Raw genomic sequence first — 19,421 nt, 5'->3', positions numbered from 1 at the left:
CCTGCCCATTCGTTGGTCATATCCAAGCCTTTTGCCGTAATATTGCGGCCTGAATGAATCAGTTTGCACCCAATTTGCTACCTTCTGACATTACACAACTTAAAGGCCCTATCGTTGTTTTCGGGGCCAGCGGCTTCATTGGCGCCAATCTGTTTGAGCAACTTTTCCGTATCCGCAAGGATGTTTACGCGCTCACACACGACGCAACAAAAGCCTGGCGGCTCAAACTTTTAGACGTTCCCGCCGAAAATATTGTCCACTGTGATATTCTCTCCAATACGTCTGTGCAGGACGTTTTTGGTAAGATCAAGCCGAAAACCATTTTCAATCTGGCAGCCTACGGGGCTTACAGTAAACAGAAAAATGTTGGCCTGACCTACGAAACCAACGTATTGGGAACGGTTAATATTCTTGAAAACTGCACACCCGACATGGTGTATATCCACGCCGGAAGCAGTTCGGAATATGGCTTCAATTGTACAGCGCCCAAAGAAACTGATCCGGTAGAGCCAAACAGTCATTATGCCGTTTCAAAAGTATCGGCGGCTTATACGCTTGACTACTACGCCAAGGTTCATAATCTCAATACGCTTAACCTGCGACTGTACTCCATTTACGGTGGTTGGGAAGAACCGGATCGGCTCATTCCCCGGCTTGTGGAAGAGAACCGGAAAGGGCAGCTACCGCCACTCGTCTCGCCCGATATTAGCCGTGATTTCGTCTACATTGACGACTGCGTCGATGCGTTCGTAAAGGCTGCGCTACGTGTCAACGCCGACATTCGGGGACGGTCGTATAACATTGCGACAGGGCAGAAAACAACGATGCGGGAGTTGGTCGACGTAGCGCGGCAAACCTTCGGGATCAGGCAGGAGCCTGTTTGGGGAAGCATGAACAACCGCAACTGGGATTTAGCCGACTGGTACGGCGACCCGGCGGCAGCTGAAGCCGACCTGGGCTGGAAAGCCACTACATTACTCGGTGACGGACTACAGCAAACGGCCGACTGGCAAATTACTCATGAATACGAAAATCGGGTAATTCCGGCCTTCCAGACACCAACGCTCAATCCCGTCATCTCGCCGATTATTGCCTGTTACAAAGACGCTCAGGCCATACCGTATATGTATGAGCGACTGGTAAAGACCTTCAACGAGATGAAGGTTCGCTATGAGATTATTTTCGTGAACGACAATTCGCCCGATAATACAGACGAGGTGCTCAACGAAATTTGCGCAAAAGATCCGAACGTGATCGCCATTAAGCATTCGCGTAATTTTGGTTCGCAATCGGCTTTTTTGAGTGGCATGGAAATCGCGACGGGCGACGCCGTTGTGCTAATGGACGGCGATTTACAGGACCCGCCCGAAATTATTCCAAAATTTTACGAGAAATGGCAGGAGGGCTTTGATGTAGCTTACGGCGTTCGCGTACAGCGTGAAATGGCTCCACACGTTCATTTTTTCTACAAGCAGTTCTATCGATTATTTAAGCGGACAGCTTACATCAACATTCCCGTTGACGCCGGTGATTTCTCGATGATCGACCGCAAGGTGGTACGCGAACTGGTCAACTTACCCGAAACGGAGCAATTCCTGCGTGGTCTGCGGGCCTGGGTGGGTTTCCGGCAAACGGGTGTTGATTACGTACGGCCGGAACGGATGTTCGGTGTCTCAACCAATAACTGGACGAAGAACATCTGGTGGGCCAAGAAAGCTATTTTCTCCTTCAGCTTTGCTCCACTGGAATTGATGACCTATGCGGGTTTTGTACTGACGGGTCTGTCGATGCTGGGAATCGTCTGGCAGATTCTTTCGCGGTTGCTCAACTTCGATCCGAATACGCCTTATGGTCTTTCTACCGTTATCATCTTAGTTATGTTCTTTGGCGGCATCAACCTGCTAGGTATCTCATTTTTAGGCGAATACATCAGTAAGATATTTGAAGAGACAAAAAAACGGCCGAAATTTATTCGAACGATGGTCCGCAAAGGCCAGCGAGTCTACAAAACAGCGGCCGAAATCAGTACGTTGGTTGAGCAGCGGAAGAGTAAGTAAGCCGCGTGCCTGCGACTCATCAGCATAAAAGTTAAAATAGAATGCGCAAAGAATTTTCAGCCGCTATCGAGCGAATCGCGCGGGAAGACGATAAAGTGATATTCATTACGGGGGATCTGGGCTATAGTGCACTTGAGAACGTAATGGATGTAATGGGACCTCGCTTTATCAATGCGGGAGTCGCCGAACAAAACATGGTTGGCGTAGCAGCCGGAATGGCGTATAAAGGTTACAAGGTGTTCTGCTACAGCATTGCACCCTTTGTGGTTTATCGATGTCTGGAGCAGTTTCGTAATGACGTCTGTCTGCATAAGATGCCTGTTTTTCTGGTAGGTAATGGGGGTGGCTATGGGTATGGCATCATGGGTAGCACGCACCATGCGATTGAAGACCTGGCCTGTCTGAGCAGTTTGCAGAACGTAAACACGTACATTCCCGCGTTTGCTGACGAAGTGTCGCCCATGCTGGACCAAATTGTAGCCGAAGGCCGTCCAACCTATCTTCGGTTAGGGGCAGGTCCCAACACGCCTGATGGTGCCGAAACATATGGGTCATTTAAGCACATTGTTCGTAGCCCGGCTTCCATTGGCACAGTTGTTGCCCTTGGACCCGTCGCTGCCAACGTATTAACAGCCCTCCAGGACGATCTGCTGACTAATCAGTTCGACGTGTATACAGCTACCAATCTGCCACTCGATTTGCCATCCGACTTAGCCCACAGTTGGGCAGGGAAACCACTACTCATCGTTGAAGAGCACGTATCAATCGGTGGACTGGCGCAGCAACTCTCCGTCAAACTCCTCGCGGACGGAGTAGCGCCGAGCAAGTTTGTGAGCTTATCGGCGCAAGGCTATCCGAACGGACTGTATGGCGATCAGAAATACCATCAGCAATTATCAGGTCTCGATCCGACTTCCATTGCCCGGCACCTGACCTCGTTTACTTATAATTAGTTTTCGATCCATTGGTTACCTTACCAGATACCCGACAATCCCGCCAGACGCATTACGGGCTACCTGATCGTTTACTAGCAGGAGGGTTACTGCTAATTCCGATCATTGTATTCTGGTATGTCTGGGATCGGTATGCCGTGAACGTACCGAAATGGGACGATCATGTTCTTAAGGTGCTGCTGTTTAATCTTGAGAAAGAAACGTCCTTTTCAGAGAAGTTTTATGAATTTATTCGACAGCATAACGAACACCGAATTGTTTACGATCGGCTGATTACGTGGCTGGATTTTACTATATCGGGCAAGTTGAATTACCGTCATTTGATGGTTGTTGGTAATCTGAGTCTGCTTGGTTTACTCCTAATTTTTGGAGTAGTACTGGGCCGTTCGTTAGTGGGTCAAAACAAAAACCAGTCCATTGATTACCTCGCCAATGGGTTAGTGTATCTACCACCCGTTGCGTTTCTGCTTTTGAACCTATCGCAGTGGGAAAACATGTTCTGGGGTATGGCTGCTCTGCAAAACTTCACGGTTATTTTGTGGGTGTTTTGGGCCGCTTATCTGCTTTCGTTTACTCGACCGATTTCATTGCCTTTGCTGCTGGCCATTGCCGCTACGCTCACGAGTGGTAATGGGCTGCTCATCTGGCCAATCGGTTTTGCCATTCTGCTCGCTCAGAAAATCTTCCGGGCCCGATCTAGCTACAAACCGTTAGTAATCTGGAGTATCGGTGCGATTGTTATTATCGCACTCTATTTTTGGGGCTACCAAAAACCGCCCGGCAATCCGGTCGTGAAAGGCTCTTTTGTCGATTTGATTATAGGCTGGCTGGCTTTCAATGGAGCGGCTGGTGAAGCTTTTCCTTTCCGGATTGTCTTGACAATGTGCCTTTTGCTGGGTGGGGCCCTTTCTGTATTAGTTTTGGGGGCTTTGCTTTATATTCTCAAGAAAGGGTTAACCCAACGAGAACTTTCGTCAATCGATTATTTCTTTGCCGCTGCTACGGTATTTCTGCTTACTACAGCCGCCACGGTAGCTTGGGGCCGGTTAGGTTTTGGTATGAGTACGCTCATTACCAGTCGATATAAAATCTATTCGCTGCTACTATTGGCTCTTGCTTATAGTTATATTCTTGTTCAGACTCGCCCATCCCAACGAAAGTGGGTACTACGTAGCGGGCTGTTATTTAGTGTCGTGCTCATGGTAAGCTCGTACCGGATGTATCTGGATGAAGCCATATCACTTCGTCAGTATTTGCTGACAAAGCAGTTTGACTGGACGTATTCAACGAATAGACCAATCTCGGCGATCGATCCGCAAACGGCTCGTATATTAAATAACTCACCAGCTTTTTACGATCGCATCCTGCCCGATTTATATAGACCAGTTAATGGTTCGTCGGTGCCGTTCTCGTCGATCAACAAGACTGGTGACAGTTTCGTGTTTACGGATACAACAGCTGTTACATCAATCGGCCCGGATGCAGGCACGTATATTCTGGCCCGATCAGCGAAACGAATCTATCTATTTCCGACAATCCCTACCTTAACGTCATCCTGGAAAGCGAATATAGGCCTTCAGGATTTGTTCAGGAAGGGCATATCCAGCTCTTTTTCCGAAGCTGAATTAGATTCGGCAACGTATCAAATCGAACGATTAATTGTCAGGGCCGACGGTGGTTTTGAACGGCATCCCACCGACCAAACCATCACGGCGGCTCCGCAGAAACGCAGGGATATTCAAAAGAACTGGTAAATCTTCCGCATGTCTTCACCCACTCAGTCAATCACTTACCAACCTGAACAGGTAGCGCCCCAGACGTCCTGGTATGCGCTACTCCTGTGTTTGGTACCTGTTGTGTTAGTAGGCTCGACAGTCATTACGTATGCGTTGAACCTTCCTTATTGGGACGACTTTCAGGTGCAGGAGCATTTGTTGCTCTTAAAAAGTAGTACGGTTAGTCAGAAGATAGCCCATTTTTTTGATCAGCACTGGGAACATCGCATTATCTGGACACGATTGGTTTTTGTTCTCTTTGCCAAAATTAACGGTACGCTGAACTATTACGGTCTGACGCTCATTGGATTCATCGGACTGTTGGTTACACTAGGGATTCTCTTCGCTGTGTTCCGCCGATTAAGGTATCCCCTACTCTATTTTGTACCGGTGCCATTCCTGCTTGTCACGCTTCAATCGTACGAGAGTTTGATTTGGGCCATGGCTGCTGTCCAGAATTTCTGGGTACTGGCATTTGCTCTTGGCACGTTTTACTGGCTGGCACAGAATACGTCAGCTACCCGCCTACTGGCACTGGGGTTGGCCGTGTTCACTACGTTCTCTGGCGGCAACGGTGCCTTGGTGCTTATTGCGGGCCTGTTCGTATTGACTTACCAGCGTCAATGGCGCTTTCTGATTGTATGGTTTGTAGCAACCGTGCTATCACTGGCTGGCTATTTTTATACCTATCACCGGATCTCGTTTTTCCCTTCACCGTTTCGCTATCCAATAATCGATTGGTTCAAAGCTTTCTTTGTTTTCCTGGGTGCTTTCGCGAATCCATCACCTAACGTGGGTACCAGCCTCCTGAGCGCAGAAGCCACACTGGGGCTGACAGCCGCTCTTGGCGTCGTAGTCGTTGGTATGGCCGTGCTTTTTCTTATTTCGGTAATACGTCTGTTTTCAACCACACGTGTTGACATAGCCACTAGTTTCTTTCTGAGTTGCTTTCTTTTTCTGCTTGCCACAGCCGTCATCACCGTATATTCCAGGGTTGGCTTTGCTGGTCCTGGTTATTTGTTGCAAAGTCGTTATAGAATCTATTCGGCGCTGGCGCTGAGTATAGTTTATTTGTACAGCCTACATCGCTGGCGAACGAAATCGTTTCTCTTACGCTACGTTTTTGGCGTTCTGCTGATTAGTATCAGCCACAGTTTGTTCGCGAATTATCTTTGCCTCGAAGGTATTGTTAATCAACATCGGCGGGTCGTTGCCGAATACTTCAATTACGTAACCAATACACCTGAGAAAAATCAACAGGACGTTCATCAGCTATATGTTCCAACTGAGCGACCTTTTTTCAGCCACGAACTTACTACGCTGTCATCGCCAAAATGGTGGTCTGCACCGACAACGATAACGGTCGATACGGTAGATGAACAGCCCTTTATGTATACTATTGCGAAAGCCGATGCCCTTAATCCGAGCCTTTCCAGGCCTGATGACGGCTCATACATTTTCTTTAAAAGCTTATCCCATACGTATTTATTTGCCGCACGTCCGTTACGTCCATCATCCATAATCCAGTCTGGTTTTACTAACTATTTCAGCCCAATAGGGTTCGACGCACAGGTTTTAAAAGAAAAGCTAGCGCCAGGGCGGTATAGAATTGGCATTCTCACTAATCGGAATAATCGTATGTATCTTGCCATGACTAATCGATACGTTATTTTTACATCTTTGTAGCCTTTTCATCTTTCTGATACGGTGTTTCTGATGAAGTCTTTGTCTCTGATTGCTTACTACCGTACTCTTCCAACTATTCCATGCAGTTAACCGTACTTTCATCAACAGAGACTGTTCCAAAAGACAAGAATCACATTGTTCAGTTGGATGGCGTTCGGTTCCTCGCAGTCGCCTTAGTCTTATTCGACCACTGGGCAGTGACCCATATCGAATTACCGGTAGGAGCGTTGGGTGCGCTGGGTGTTACGATTTTCTTTGTACTAAGTGGTTTTTTAATTACCCGAATTCTGCTCTCCAGTAAAGATAAACTCAGCAATCGGCCAAGTGGTGGCCTATCGAAATATCTTAAAACATTCTACATTCGAAGATCCATTCGGATTTTTCCGGTCTACTACCTCACATTATTTATCCTGGCTCTTATTAACGAACCACCAGTTCGGCAAAAATTTGCCTGGCTGGCTCTGTATGGCACGAACATCTACATTTCCATCTATCATACCTGGCTGGGCACCGTAGATCATCTCTGGTCGCTGGCAGTTGAAGAACAGGTGTATCTTTTACTTCCCTTAGTGATATTTTTTGTTCCTCGCCGACACGTAACCCTACTAGCCCTTTGTATGATTGTTGGCAGTGTGACATTACGGTACGTATTGTACAAGTCTGATGCAGCCTGGTTTATCGGGTATGTTTCAACACCCACTTGTCTGGATGCCTTCGGGTTAGGCGCTCTCATGGCCTATGGTTGGTTATATGAGCGTGAGCGATTTACACGTCTTTTTCAACCCACAATCTGGATATGGTTGAGTTTAATAGGTTTTATTGGGGTTGGTCTATTGAATAATTGGATCGCCATAGATTCGCCCAGAGGTTATCATAACGTCATGTCGGATGTATGGGAACGGCTGAGCGCTTCTTTATTTGGCTTTTTCCTGATTGGCCGGGCAGTCCTGGGCTTTGGCGGGATTATGCAATGGATACTGGAAAACCCTGTCAGTCAATACCTTGGCCGTATTAGTTACGGCTTATATCTATACCACAATTTTGTATTCAACGTATACCATACGCAGCCGACGCATTTTACCGTACGAGCCTGGCGCCGTATTACCGATATCCTGCCTTTTTTACACAGCTCCTATTTTTTTCAGTTTTCATTCTATCTTACCCTAACCATTTTAGTGGCTACAGTTTCCTGGTTCTTGATCGAGAAGCCAATTAATTCGCTTAAGGATCGATACTCCTACTGATCACACAGCAGGTGTAGAATTCCCTATAGATCAGATTTGCTTTCCGCTTAATAATGTCCTGCTCGCTTAGGACATTACCCAACAACAATTTCCTATATTTGCGGTATTGATTAGACAAATTATCCGGGCTGGTACAATCATTAAGCCGCCTTATCATAAACCTGTTGACGAGCGCTAAACGTATTGTCAACCTCCTAAAGTACACTGAATGAGCCTCCTGTTGTCAATTGTAATGCCGGCTTACAACGAAGAAGAAGTAATTGAAACTGTTGTTAAGCAGTGGACCGACTTGTTGACCCGTCAGTTCCCCGCCGAAAATACCCGTCTGATTGTTGTCAACGATGGCTCCCGTGATCAAACAGGCGCTATTCTGGATCAAATAAAGGATCGCTACCCTAAACTGATGGTGGTTCATCAACCCAATGGTGGTCATGGAAACGCCGTTGTAAATGGCTATCGGCAGGCGGTTGCGCTGGATTCGGAATACGTCTTCCAAACCGACAGTGATGATCAGTTCATTGCCGATGATTTTGGGAAATTGTGGGCTAAACGTAATGAGTCGCCCTTTATCTTAGGTTATCGCGAAGAGCGCTACGATGCCCCAGCCCGATTAGTTATCACCCGTATCCTCCGCTGGAGCATTGCCCTGATCTATGGAACGTATATCATGGATAGCAATATTCCGTTTCGGCTGATTCGGGGAACATTCCTTAGGAAACTTCTGGCGCAACTTCCTACGCCAACGCCTTTTGCTCCCAATATTTTCCTGGCTGTTATGGCTAAAAAAGCGGGCTTCAATACGTTTGATATTCCCATTACCCACAAAGAACGGGTAACGGGTACCGTTTCTATTTTGAAGTGGAAATTGCTTAAAGTGTGTATTCAGAGTTTTAAAGAACTCGCTCAGTTTCGCTTCGATCTGAGCGATAAGGTTAAAGCGCTCAAAAAGCCAGAACCGGTAACAGCTTAAACTGAGAATGATGAATGGTACAAGCTATGTTCCTACTCTCCCATAGCAAACATCATGATCACTCCTCAACTCAACTATGAATTATAAATATGTTATCATAGGCTCGGGTCCAACGGGCCTTGGCGCGGCCTATCGCCTGAAAGAATTAGGCATCACTGACTTCATCGTTCTAGAAAAGGAAAACCGTATTGGTGGGCTGTCTAAAAGTTTTGTAGACGAAAAAGGATTTACCTGGGACGTAGGTGGCCACGTGCAGTTTTCGCACTACAAGTATTTTGATGACCTAATGCTCAAGGCATTAGGCGAAGATGGATGGCTTAGTCACCAGCGTGAATCCTGGGTCTGGATCGAAAATCGGTTTGTTCCATATCCATTTCAGAACAACATTAAATACCTATCCCCCGAAACCATGTGGAAATGCCTTGAAGGCATCATCCATAATTACAAATTCCCGACTAACCAGAAACCGGCGAACTTCCGCGAGTGGATTCTGGCTACGTTCGGGCCGGGGCTTGCCGATACGTTCATGTTCCCTTATAATTTTAAGGTGTGGGCCTATCCACCAGAAGATATGAACGCCGTATGGGTTGGCGAACGGGTTGCCATTACCGACCTGCAGCGGGTTACCAAAAACATCATCTTCGACCAGGACGATTTTTCGTGGGGTCCGAACAGTACGTTTAAGTTCCCGAAACAGGGCGGTACGGGCGGCATCTGGGAAGCGGTTGGCGATCTTGTCGGCCGTGAATACGTGAAACTCAACGCTACGGTCGAGAAAGTGATTGGACCGGAGAAGAAACTTGTGCTGGCCGATGGTGAAGAAATTCACTATGAGTATTTGCTGAGCACAATGCCCCTCGATCTGTTTACGCAACGGGTAGAAGGTCTGGAGTCCGAAACCGTTCAAACGGCGCAGGGATTAAAACATTCCTCAACGAACGTAGTAGGTATCGGCTTAAAAGGTAAACCGAAAGAAAGCCTCAAAACGATGTGCTGGATGTATTTTCCGGAATACAACAGCCCTTATTACCGGGTGACGGTATTTTCGAACTATAGTCCTAATAACGTACCGGACATCAATCAAAACTGGTCGTTGATGACCGAAACAAGTGAATCGGCGGCTAAACCGGTTAATCGGGAAACCTTGATTGACGACACCATTCGCGCTTTGATTGAAGACCAGCTTATCGAATCGGCCGACGACGTGATTTCAACCTTCCACATGGCGTTTGATTATGGGTATCCGACTCCATCGGTTGAACGTGACGGCATTCTGAAAGCCGTTCTGCCTAAACTCGAACCCTTTGGTATTTATTCGCGGGGTCGGTTTGGCGCCTGGAAATATGAAGTGAGCAATCAGGATCACTCGCTCATGCAGGGTGTTGAATGGGCTAACCGAGTGGCTGCCAACGTACCGGAAGTGACGATGCCCTTCCCCGAAACCGCCAATGCGATGTGGGGTAAATAAGTCTATTAGTCGATCGTCATCAGTCAATAGCTTGACATTATCGTACTATCAACTGACGACGATCGACTATTTTTAAACTATGAAACGAAGTACCTGGATCGGTATTGGTGTGGTGATTCTTCTGCTAGGCGGCTGGTTAGGCTACCGACGCCTGTTTCCCACGACACGTACCGTCGGGTCATTGGTTCCGCCGGGTGCGTTACTGATTTTGGCCAGCGACCGACTTCAGGACACGGTTTCAGCACGGACTTTCCGAACGGAAATGTCGTTGCGACAGATTCCGGTCTTCGACGAAGCTCGCCAACGCCTTGACCGGTTTCTCTACGCAGCTGCCGATACAGCCACGGTTCTAAAATTTGTATCGGGACGTAACGTTCGTTACTCGCTCCACTCTATTTCCAAAACGACGCTTGATTATATTTTTTACATTCCGATTTCGGATAGTGACCAGCCGTTTATTAATCGACTAACCAATCCTGACCCACGTCAGTACCGGGTACTAAATCACACCTTTTCGGGTGAAAAAATACTGGACTTGGTTACCCGAACCAATGATCCGGTTGGTTCATTTATCCTGACGGATGATTTTCTAGTGGGTAGTGTATCCGGCATTCTGATGGAGAACGTAGCGAAACGGATGCACCAGTCGCTGAAGATTTCGCAACCAGAGCCCAATTTCAAGGTCGATTCGGATAACCTGGCCGCTATTTCCGTACGACCAGATGTCATTCAATCACTCTTCGGGAATGTCGGCTCGCTGGTTCGGCTTTTTCTCCCCGAAGAATTAAATCTGCAATTCCGTCAATCAGCCTCTCCATCTCATTTGATTGGTTATGCCATTGACCAGATTGGTAACCGGCGCGACGTAGCCTCTCTCTTTGCTGATCAGACGCCCCGTCGTATTCAACATGCTTATCTTATTCCGCAGACAACAGCTACGTTATACCATATTGGCATTAGCAATGCTGCTCGTTTTGGCCGTTCACTAAATCAGCTGTTGGGCTCAGCTTCCAGCGATTTCCTCCGCGATCGATTCGATCAGATTAAGCCCGCGGCTAAACCGCTATACCAGGCCTTAGGCAGTGATATTCTGCTCTGCCGATTGGAATCGCGAACAGGGGCATTACGACAGGTGATGATTATAACTGCTCAAAACGGGAAACAACTGGCTGACGCCTATCAACAGGCAGCGTATCAGGCCGGAGCAAAAGCTTCACCACCTAAATCCTTTCTTGGTCATAAGCTTTTGTTGCTGAACGTACCAGAACTCCCCGCGTCACTCTTTAGCAGTCTGTTCTCAGGATTTTCACAAAGCTGGATAACGCAGCACGGATCGTCATTAATTGTTGCTAACAGCGAAGAAACGCTACAGGATTATTTGCAGCAGGTTCAGCGGGGAGCGGTATGGTCAGCCGATCAACGCCAGGCCGACTTATTGAACTCAACCTTACGACCAGCGAATTTTACGGCCTTCGTTCGTTTGAATCGCGCGCACACTACGGTTCCTACAACCTGGCCACTGGCCTGGCAAAACCTACTCGATCAGGTCGATCCGGCAACTGGTAGTCCAGCGTTGGCGAACCTGGAGAATATGGCTTACCAGGCGAGCTATGGTAATGAAAACATTCAGTCGACCGTTGTTTTGGGCCGCACCACCCGTCGGGCGAGTCAGGCTGTACTGAACAAATTACTATTGCAGAAAAAAATCAATCTTGATGCTCCTTTGCTTTCAGCACCCATTGCAGTTGGCGGACTAAGCGCGAGTTCAAACCAGTTTTACGCCCACACGAATCCGGGCCAATTTGTACTTGTAACTCCCGAAGGCGACAAACTTATACAGGGTACGCTGGATGGACCTATTCGGAGCAATGTATTAAGCATCGATTTCCTAAATAACGGCCGGTTGCAGTATCTGTTCATGACGGACCAAACGTTGTACGTAGCCGATCCGATTCATCTCAAAAAAGCCGTTGCTGTTCAGAAGATCCCATTACCTACTGGCCTCGACGTATCCTATCTGGCCAGACCGCGTGGTAATCAGCAACGAAATTTAGTAGCGCTGGCGGCTCATGTCGACGGGCATGTTTATGCACTCGATCGGCAACAGCGCATTTTTATACGGTTAATGTCTGCTCCCCATAAAAATCCGTTGCAACTACCGTTTCAGGTCATTGCTACACCAACTGGTATGGACGTTCTGGCCATACAAGCAGATGGAACGCTGAATCACTGGCAGGAAAACGGTAAACAGTATCCTCACTTTCCGGCCCGTATCGAACGGACGAATGAAGAAGATTCCGAAATTCACTTTGTTGGAACAGCTTTACAACCACCGGGCCGTTCGACGATTGAGACGATAACCGACCAGGGGCAGTTATTGACCCTGAACAGCAATGGTCTGATTGCTAAACGGACGCAGTTATATCGGCCTGTACGCCGTGCTTTATTTCGGCTTTTTCCAGATGAAGATCTAACCAACTGGCAGCTCTTGCGCCTATCGGATACTGAAATAACGGTTCTTGATCAGGGGGGAGAACGACGGTTCGATGTGCGGGCGCTGCAATCGGGGCGTAACAATGTTCGCTATCATCGTCTTGGTGCAGGCGTCGACGTAGTAAGCGTTAAATCAGGCAATTTCACTACGCTCTATGATCTGAATGGACGTATCATTGGCGACCAACCGATTCCAAGTGATTTTCCAATAACCCTACAGTTCGATGAGCGCACCAACGAGATTTATATTCTTACCAGTGCCAAACAAGCCGTAGAGTTATTTAGTATCCGACTTCGATAGTGTAGGGTTAGGGGCAGAGAGCAAAACTGAACCCGCTACCCCTAACCCTATACCCTCTGCCTTATGCGCCTACTTCGCTACATAATTTTAGCCATTGTGCTCATTCTCTGGGGTGCTGGTTTATCCACTACGGTATCACGCTATCTGTATAAGCTAAACGTAATTGTAGACGAGTACCGATATGGTGACTTATACCGGTTATCTTCACTACCCCAGTTCAAATTATGGCCGGCTGATTGTCCATCGACTGACCAGTCAAGTGACACCGCTTCTACCCATTTTTATATCATCGGTGACAGTTTTACGGAACCTCAACGGCTGAATAAATCTGATTTTCGGGTGCGTCACTTTCAACGGGTTCACTGGGGATCTAACCAATTTATCCAGCTTGATCCAGCAAAGCGCAACGTATTACTGATTGAATCGGTCGAACGGCACGTGAGGGAGCATTTTGCTCAGCCTGTGCGCGAGTTTACTATTGAAGTTGACACCAATCGTATAACTAAATATCCCCCAACGCTGAGTCAACACATTATGGCTGATTTTCGTCTGGGAACCAGTGCTGTAGAAGAGCGACTCGAATCGACATTATTTAGTCATGACTGGGCATTCTGGTTCAAAGAGGTAAAGGCTAAAATCACTCTGGATTGGTTCGGGCGAGTGTCTCCGAGTGTAAGTTTATCCAAAGATAAAAAACACATTTTTTTAAATCTAGACACCGATACCACCAAAGCCAAAGTGCTAAATTCGTCGTTCTCACCACTGACTAATCGCGAAGTAAATGTGTTGATCGATAGTATTAATGCTACGGCCGGCCGTTATCGCAAGCTAGGTTTCGATGAAGTCTATCTATCACTGATTCCTAATAAAGCGAGTATTCTGGAACCCAATCGGGGCGCCTACAATCATCTGATCGAGCGAATTCAGAGCAATCCAAATCTGCACGTACCAATCATCGATACGTATACCCCATTCCGTAATAAGCCAACAGCTGTTTATCTGAAAAGTGATACGCACTGGACTTGTGAGGGACGGTCAATCTGGCTGGATTTAGTACGAGAAAAACTCCATATTTGAGTGGATCATATCCTACTTTATTTGGAATCTTACGCTAAATACGGCAAATACGGCTCTAATTTGTCCGTGTCTTTGAAGGCCGTAACCTGGTGAAGCTGGTTGTTGTACGCGTCGTATCGAAGTTCGACATAGAAGTCGCGGAGATTATAAAGCAGAAAAATATTTTCGCCTTCGTAACGATTCGCGAGAATGTCACCCGTAAAATAAAGTGTATCGAGTTGCTGGTCGGCGGGGAGTTTGGTAAAATCAGCGGGTTGCATAGTAGACGGGGGTTGACAAGCGAAATAACTAAAAAGCGGGCGGCTCACCAAATGAGCCGCCCGACTTTATATACGACAACAAGAATAGCCATAGAATACAACTAAAACAGTCAGTCATCTAACTAGTTAACATCCAGCATTCTTGCAGAAGCTATCAAATTAAACTCTATCATACTTTTTTTAGCTGATCTTTACTTCCTTCCCGGATTTGGCTGCGGCATAAATAGCCTCGACAATTTTAATGTCGCGGAGCCCTTCCTCACCGGGAGCGATCATCGGTTTTTTGTTCATAATCGCAGCCGCATCGTCGTCCATTTGCATAGTCTGTTGCGAAGGAACTTCATACGGATGCTCAATTTTATTACTATTACCACTCCATACGGCCTTCTGACCGTTATACCCTGAATACGGCTCTACATACAGCGTACCTTTCGAACCCGTTACGTTCAGATAATTCATATTCATACCATAGCTGGTCTGAACAGCTGCCCGTGCACCACTAGGGAAAATGAGTTGCGCCATTGTTGTTTCATCAAGCCCATTCTTATATACATCGGGGCGACTTGTATATTGCTGGGCCGTAACGGCAATCGGTTCTTCGCCTGTTGCCAGCCTCGCACCCTGCAATACGTATACGCCCATGTCGTACATGACGCCCCCACCCATTTCTTTCTTCTGCTTCCAGTGATTTGTCCGAGCGTCGTAATAGGCCGCCGAGCAACTGACCATCTGAATTTTTCCGATCTTCCCGTCGCGAAGCCCTTTCATCCATTCTTGTGTGTTGGGTTCGTGTTGAAGCCTATAGCCAACGGCCAGCGATACCTTATTTTTCGCACAGGCATCGATCATATTCTGGCACTCCTTAGCCGTTACAGCCATAGGTTTTTCTACCCACACGTGCTTCCCCATCTTCGCTGCCCGTACTACGTATTCTTCGTGCATGGAGGGCGGCAACACTACGTAAATGACGTCGATATCAGGGTTGTTGGCAATCTGATCGAAGGTTTGGTAGGAATAAATATTCTTATCGGGAATGTTATACTGCTTCTTCCATTTCTCAGCTTTCTCGGGTGTCCCGGTTACGATACCTGCCAGATAGCAATTTTTGGTTTTCTGTAAAGCCGGAGCCAATAAATCAGTGCTATAATAGCCTAGCCCCACAAGAGCAACGCCAAGCTTGTCTTTAGCAGGACGTGTAGCCGACCAGAGTACATTCGGCGAAAGGGTTAACGCTGCGCTACTCAGGGCGGTCGTATGCAGGAAAGTTCTGCGTGAAGTCATAAGGATATTCGGTTTTAGGGTTACTATTCCAGATGGCATTAACTAGCACAATGGAACTTGATGGCTTAAATCTTGCTTGAAAACAGTAAACTACCAACTTCAGACTACAAACTCAACAACTTTTCTGTTATAAGGGTAGAACGCCCTATTTTTGTCCTATGTCTAAAAACGTCAATATCGGTTTAGTGCAAATGAGTTGCTCGGCAGACGTCGAAGCCAATATTCAGAAAGCCATCAATGGAATTCGCGAAGCGGCCCAAAAAGGTGCGCAGATTGTCTGTTTGCAGGAATTATTCACGTCCTTGTACTTCTGCGATGTAGAAGATCACCATAATTTCAGTTTAGCCGAAGCCATTCCTGGTCCCACCACCAATCGTTTAGGCCAACTGGCAGGCGAACTGGGCGTTGTGATCGTAGCATCGTTGTTTGAGAAGCGAGCCCAGGGGTTATATCACAACACGACAGCCGTTTTGGATGCCGACGGTACGTATCTGGGAAAGTATCGAAAAATGCATATTCCCGATGATCCAGGTTATTACGAAAAGTTCTACTTCACACCCGGCGACCTGGGCTACAAGGTTTTCGATACAAAATTTGCCCGAATCGGCGTGCTGATCTGCTGGGACCAATGGTACCCGGAAGCGGCTCGCATTACGTCGCTGATGGGCGCGGAAATCCTGTTTTACCCAACGGCTATTGGCTGGGATACTAACGAACCCGATCCGAAACAGAACGAAGAGCAGTACAACGCCTGGCAAACGATTCAGCGAAGTCATGCTATCGCGAATGGTGTACACGTAGTGGCCGTTAACCGGGTTGGACGCGAAGCCGACCAGCAATTCTGGGGTGGCTCATTCGTCGCTAATCCATTCGGTTCGCTGCTGTATCTGGCTCCGCACGAGCAGGAACTGGTTCATGTACAGCCCGTTGATCTGGCTTTGTCAGAAAAATACCGTACAACTTGGCCATACTTCCGCGACCGACGTATTGATTCGTACCAGCCGATTACGAAGCGGTATATCGACGAGTAGTGTATCGTAGATTCAGTGGATTTTAATCCGGTGCTATAACAGTCTGTTTATACCATAAAATCAGTTGAAACGCTCCTCTCGCTCTTATCTGTCGGTGAAGTTCTTTATGAAATTAATGGCCCTACTGGTTGTAACCAGCGTAATGGGGGCAAGCGCCTGGTTATGGCACCGCATTCCGCCCGCCCCTGTTGCCATAGAATTACAAGGGCCAATACCCGCTCAGACACGGCTGTCTTCTACGCCCCGTGCTCAGTTTACGCCCAACACACGAAAAGGCTACTACAGCATTGATGTAGTAGGCGATTTTACAATACCGTCAACGAAAAAAATCATTTTTAACGGAGCGGGCCGAAACTTGCATGTCGATCAGGATCGCACTAAGCTTTTCAGACGTGGTTTTTCAGCGGTTGAGCGCAGCCGAATGGTGCCGAATGTTGAAGTGTGGCCTGATGAAAATACCCCGCGCGGCTGGCAGAGTAAATTGTCAATTAGCCAGCGTGCCTACATCGTTTATCGGAATTATTTCACGCAAAGTTTTGGGTTGGCCTGGGCGGAGAATAGTGAAAAAGCGCCTGAAACAATTTATAAAAACACGTCGCCTACAGCAACAGATAAAAACAATATATACCAGGCCTGTGTAGAATTAAGAGGGCATTGCTACTATTTTGGTGACTGCGGCCCTAATGGCAACAACTGGAAAGCTACGTTCGGGACCATTATTTTAGATATGGAGAACAGCTTCTGGATCAAGCACGAACAGGAGCACGCGAATCTGCATACTTTCCTGATGAAAACTCTTCAGGAAAACGTCAGCCCTGAAACAGAACTTGGTTCTGCCGACCTCTTTGCCCACAACAGTTTTGGCTATAGCCGGGCCATTGACTATACAGCTCAACCAGATGCACTTTTTCGGTTACCGGCTAAACATACCACCACCAGTCGCCAACGCGGTATGCCCGATGAAATTGTCGGTAAATCTCCGTCTGATTATACCGATTTTTTAATGCCGGGTACGTATTACCTGTATCCGGAAATGAATTATGCAGAGCGTCATTTGTATGACGGTGACCGTCATTGGCTGGCCGCTTTGTTGGGTGAACAGGAAGTCAACATGAAAATGTCGACAAAAAAACGAATTGCCTGGCAGTGGTTATTCAATCAGCAGAACGCCGAATTCGCCAATAATGCCCAGGCCAATCATCCGGCTCCGCCCGCCATTGCAGAAGGTACTGCTATTTTTTACTGGTTTACAGGGGCTTACGGAGTCATGTTCTGGGATGATCACAAAGATCTAATTCCCGATCAGCCCTTGCCAACTGACCCGAATGAGCGAGGCTTAGGGAACGACCGTAATTATGCTTGCTACGAACATTATATTCATGGCCTTTGGCGTATTTTTGGCCATCATAGTGACCTGTTCAATGGCAAAGAAACGTATCTCAACGAAGCTACGGAGTGCTCGTACGATGGCGGAAAAACGTGGTATGGTTACAACGCTAATCAGATCAAAACGCGTGATTTACCTTTTGCCAGGGCAATTGTCAACGGCAATCAAATTCTGGTAGCGGCCACAAAAGCGTATGCTCAACCAAATCAGAAGAGCCAGATTATGGTCCGTTACGTACAGAATGGTTATCAGTTTTACACAACCATTAATTTAAAAGGTGACGAAATTTATTTAGGCCGGGCTACAATGAAACGAGCAGGCGTCCGCTGAATACGTAGCCGATAGGCAACGAAATTAACTATCGCCCTGCTGTATTGTGGCGAATACCACTAATATTGTCCCAAAATCATCAGCGAAGACAAAGTCTTTATAGTCAGATTGGTACATTACCGGTATCGCTCTCTTCCCTTCGCTAGTATAATTTACTCCATGAATCTCGGGATTGAAATTGGCGGAACGAAGCTCCAGTTAGTCACAGATAACATGACTGGCCAGATCACGCAGCGCTTCCGATACACCGTTGACCCAACGCAGGGAGCAAATGGCATTTTAACACAAATAGCGGCCACTATTCAACAACTTCCCGAGCCACCTCAATCCATTGGTGTAGGATTCGGTGGACCCGTTGATTGGCAAACGGGGCGAATTGCTACGTCGCATCAGATTGGCGGCTGGTCTGGATTCGAGTTGAGTGACTGGCTCCAAAAACAAGTACCGGGTACTGTTGTGCGCGTTGAGAACGACGCCAACGTAGCAGCTCTTGGCGAAGCGCTTCGCGGTGTAGCGACCGGCTTTCAGAACGTCTTTTACATTACGCTCGGCAGTGGCGTTGGTGGAGGAATGGTGATCAATCAACAACTTTATCACGGAGCCAGTCCGGGCGAAGCCGAAATTGGTCATCTGTGGCTTGTACCGCCGGGCGACTCCTCACCCGGACAAACCATTGAGCAAACCGTATCGGGCTGGGCCGTCGATCAGCAAATACGGGATCTGGTTCCGCAACTGCCCGATGATTCAGCCTTAAAGCTAGCTGTACAGCAGGCTCATATGGCAGGATCAATAGGAAAAGAGGCTCGATTTCTACATCCAGCTTATGAAGCAAGCGATCCGGTAGCCCGCATGTTAATCGAGCAAATTGGATCGGTAGTTGCGTTGGGACTTTCGCACGTTGTGCATTTATTTCATCCAGACGCTATTGTATTAGGCGGTGGGCTATCACTGATTGGGGAACCGTTACGGGCAGCTGTTCGGCAGGCGCTACCTCGCTTCACTATGAAAACATTCCAGCCCCCACCGATTGTATTAATTGCAAAACTCGGCGAAGATGCCGTACCGATTGGCGCGTTGGAATTAGTCAAAAACGGATGATGCAGGTAGC

The 19,421-nt window shown here is 47.5% G+C and carries 14 protein-coding genes; 12 read left to right on the top strand and 2 right to left on the bottom strand.

Annotated features, from left to right (window positions below):
• The first annotated feature begins 53 nt into the window (after positions 1-53).
• The 9 genes from IC230_RS27365 to IC230_RS27325 all read left to right on the top strand — a co-directional run bounded on the left by IC230_RS27365 (position 54) and on the right by IC230_RS27325 (position 14,024).
• Positions 54-2,057, top strand: a complete 2,004-nt coding sequence (locus IC230_RS27365; RefSeq protein WP_191042252.1) for an NAD-dependent epimerase/dehydratase family protein — start codon at positions 54-56, stop codon at positions 2,055-2,057.
• Between the two features lie 41 nt (positions 2,058-2,098).
• Positions 2,099-3,010: a transketolase family protein gene (locus IC230_RS27360; protein ID WP_191042251.1), complete on the top strand. Its 912-nt coding sequence runs from the start codon at positions 2,099-2,101 to the stop codon at positions 3,008-3,010.
• Between the two features lie 11 nt (positions 3,011-3,021).
• On the top strand, positions 3,022-4,764 hold the full coding sequence (locus IC230_RS27355) for a hypothetical protein (RefSeq protein WP_191042250.1): 1,743 nt from the start codon (positions 3,022-3,024) through the stop codon (positions 4,762-4,764).
• Between the two features lie 9 nt (positions 4,765-4,773).
• Positions 4,774-6,471 (top strand): hypothetical protein, encoded by a 1,698-nt coding sequence (locus IC230_RS27350; protein WP_191042249.1) that lies wholly within the window; start codon positions 4,774-4,776, stop codon positions 6,469-6,471.
• A gap of 80 nt (positions 6,472-6,551) precedes the next feature.
• Positions 6,552-7,715 carry an acyltransferase family protein gene (locus IC230_RS27345; RefSeq protein WP_191042248.1) on the top strand — a complete coding sequence of 388 codons (1,164 nt, stop codon included), beginning with the start codon at positions 6,552-6,554 and terminating at the stop codon, positions 7,713-7,715.
• Between the two features lie 208 nt (positions 7,716-7,923).
• Positions 7,924-8,685, top strand: coding sequence for a glycosyltransferase family 2 protein (locus IC230_RS27340; protein ID WP_191042247.1), 762 nt, complete (start codon positions 7,924-7,926; stop codon positions 8,683-8,685).
• A gap of 76 nt (positions 8,686-8,761) precedes the next feature.
• Positions 8,762-10,153, top strand: coding sequence for a protoporphyrinogen/coproporphyrinogen oxidase (locus IC230_RS27335; protein ID WP_191042246.1), 1,392 nt, complete (start codon positions 8,762-8,764; stop codon positions 10,151-10,153).
• Positions 10,154-10,232: 79 nt separating this feature from the next.
• Entirely contained in the window at positions 10,233-12,947 is a 2,715-nt protein-coding gene (locus IC230_RS27330; RefSeq protein ID WP_191042245.1) for a hypothetical protein, read from the top strand.
• Positions 12,948-13,010: 63 nt separating this feature from the next.
• Complete coding sequence (locus IC230_RS27325) at positions 13,011-14,024, top strand: hypothetical protein (RefSeq protein WP_191042244.1); 1,014 nt, start codon at positions 13,011-13,013, stop codon at positions 14,022-14,024.
• Positions 14,025-14,053: 29 nt separating this feature from the next.
• Here the strand turns inward: IC230_RS27325 and IC230_RS27320 are convergent, their stop codons facing one another.
• A complete protein-coding gene (locus IC230_RS27320; RefSeq protein WP_191042243.1) occupies positions 14,054-14,284 on the bottom strand; it encodes a hypothetical protein in 231 nt (76 codons plus the stop codon).
• A 180-nt stretch (positions 14,285-14,464) separates the two neighbouring features.
• Positions 14,465-15,565 (bottom strand): Gfo/Idh/MocA family protein, encoded by a 1,101-nt coding sequence (locus IC230_RS27315; protein ID WP_191042242.1) that lies wholly within the window; start codon positions 15,563-15,565, stop codon positions 14,465-14,467.
• Between the two features lie 158 nt (positions 15,566-15,723).
• Here IC230_RS27315 and IC230_RS27310 point away from each other — a divergent pair, with 158 nt between their 5' ends.
• From IC230_RS27310 to IC230_RS27300, 3 genes are all read left to right on the top strand, one after another.
• Complete coding sequence (locus tag IC230_RS27310; protein ID WP_191042241.1) at positions 15,724-16,596, top strand: carbon-nitrogen hydrolase; 873 nt, start codon at positions 15,724-15,726, stop codon at positions 16,594-16,596.
• A gap of 106 nt (positions 16,597-16,702) precedes the next feature.
• Positions 16,703-18,313: a hypothetical protein gene (locus IC230_RS27305; protein WP_191042240.1), complete on the top strand. Its 1,611-nt coding sequence runs from the start codon at positions 16,703-16,705 to the stop codon at positions 18,311-18,313.
• A 159-nt stretch (positions 18,314-18,472) separates the two neighbouring features.
• Positions 18,473-19,411, top strand: a complete 939-nt coding sequence (locus IC230_RS27300) for an ROK family protein (RefSeq protein WP_191042239.1) — start codon at positions 18,473-18,475, stop codon at positions 19,409-19,411.
• Positions 19,412-19,421: the final 10 nt, after the last annotated feature.

It is taken from the genome of Spirosoma validum (assembly GCF_014699035.1).
In the GTDB taxonomy this organism is placed as follows: domain Bacteria; phylum Bacteroidota; class Bacteroidia; order Cytophagales; family Spirosomataceae; genus Spirosoma; species Spirosoma validum.
This window is presented reverse-complemented; position numbering and strand designations above follow the sequence as displayed.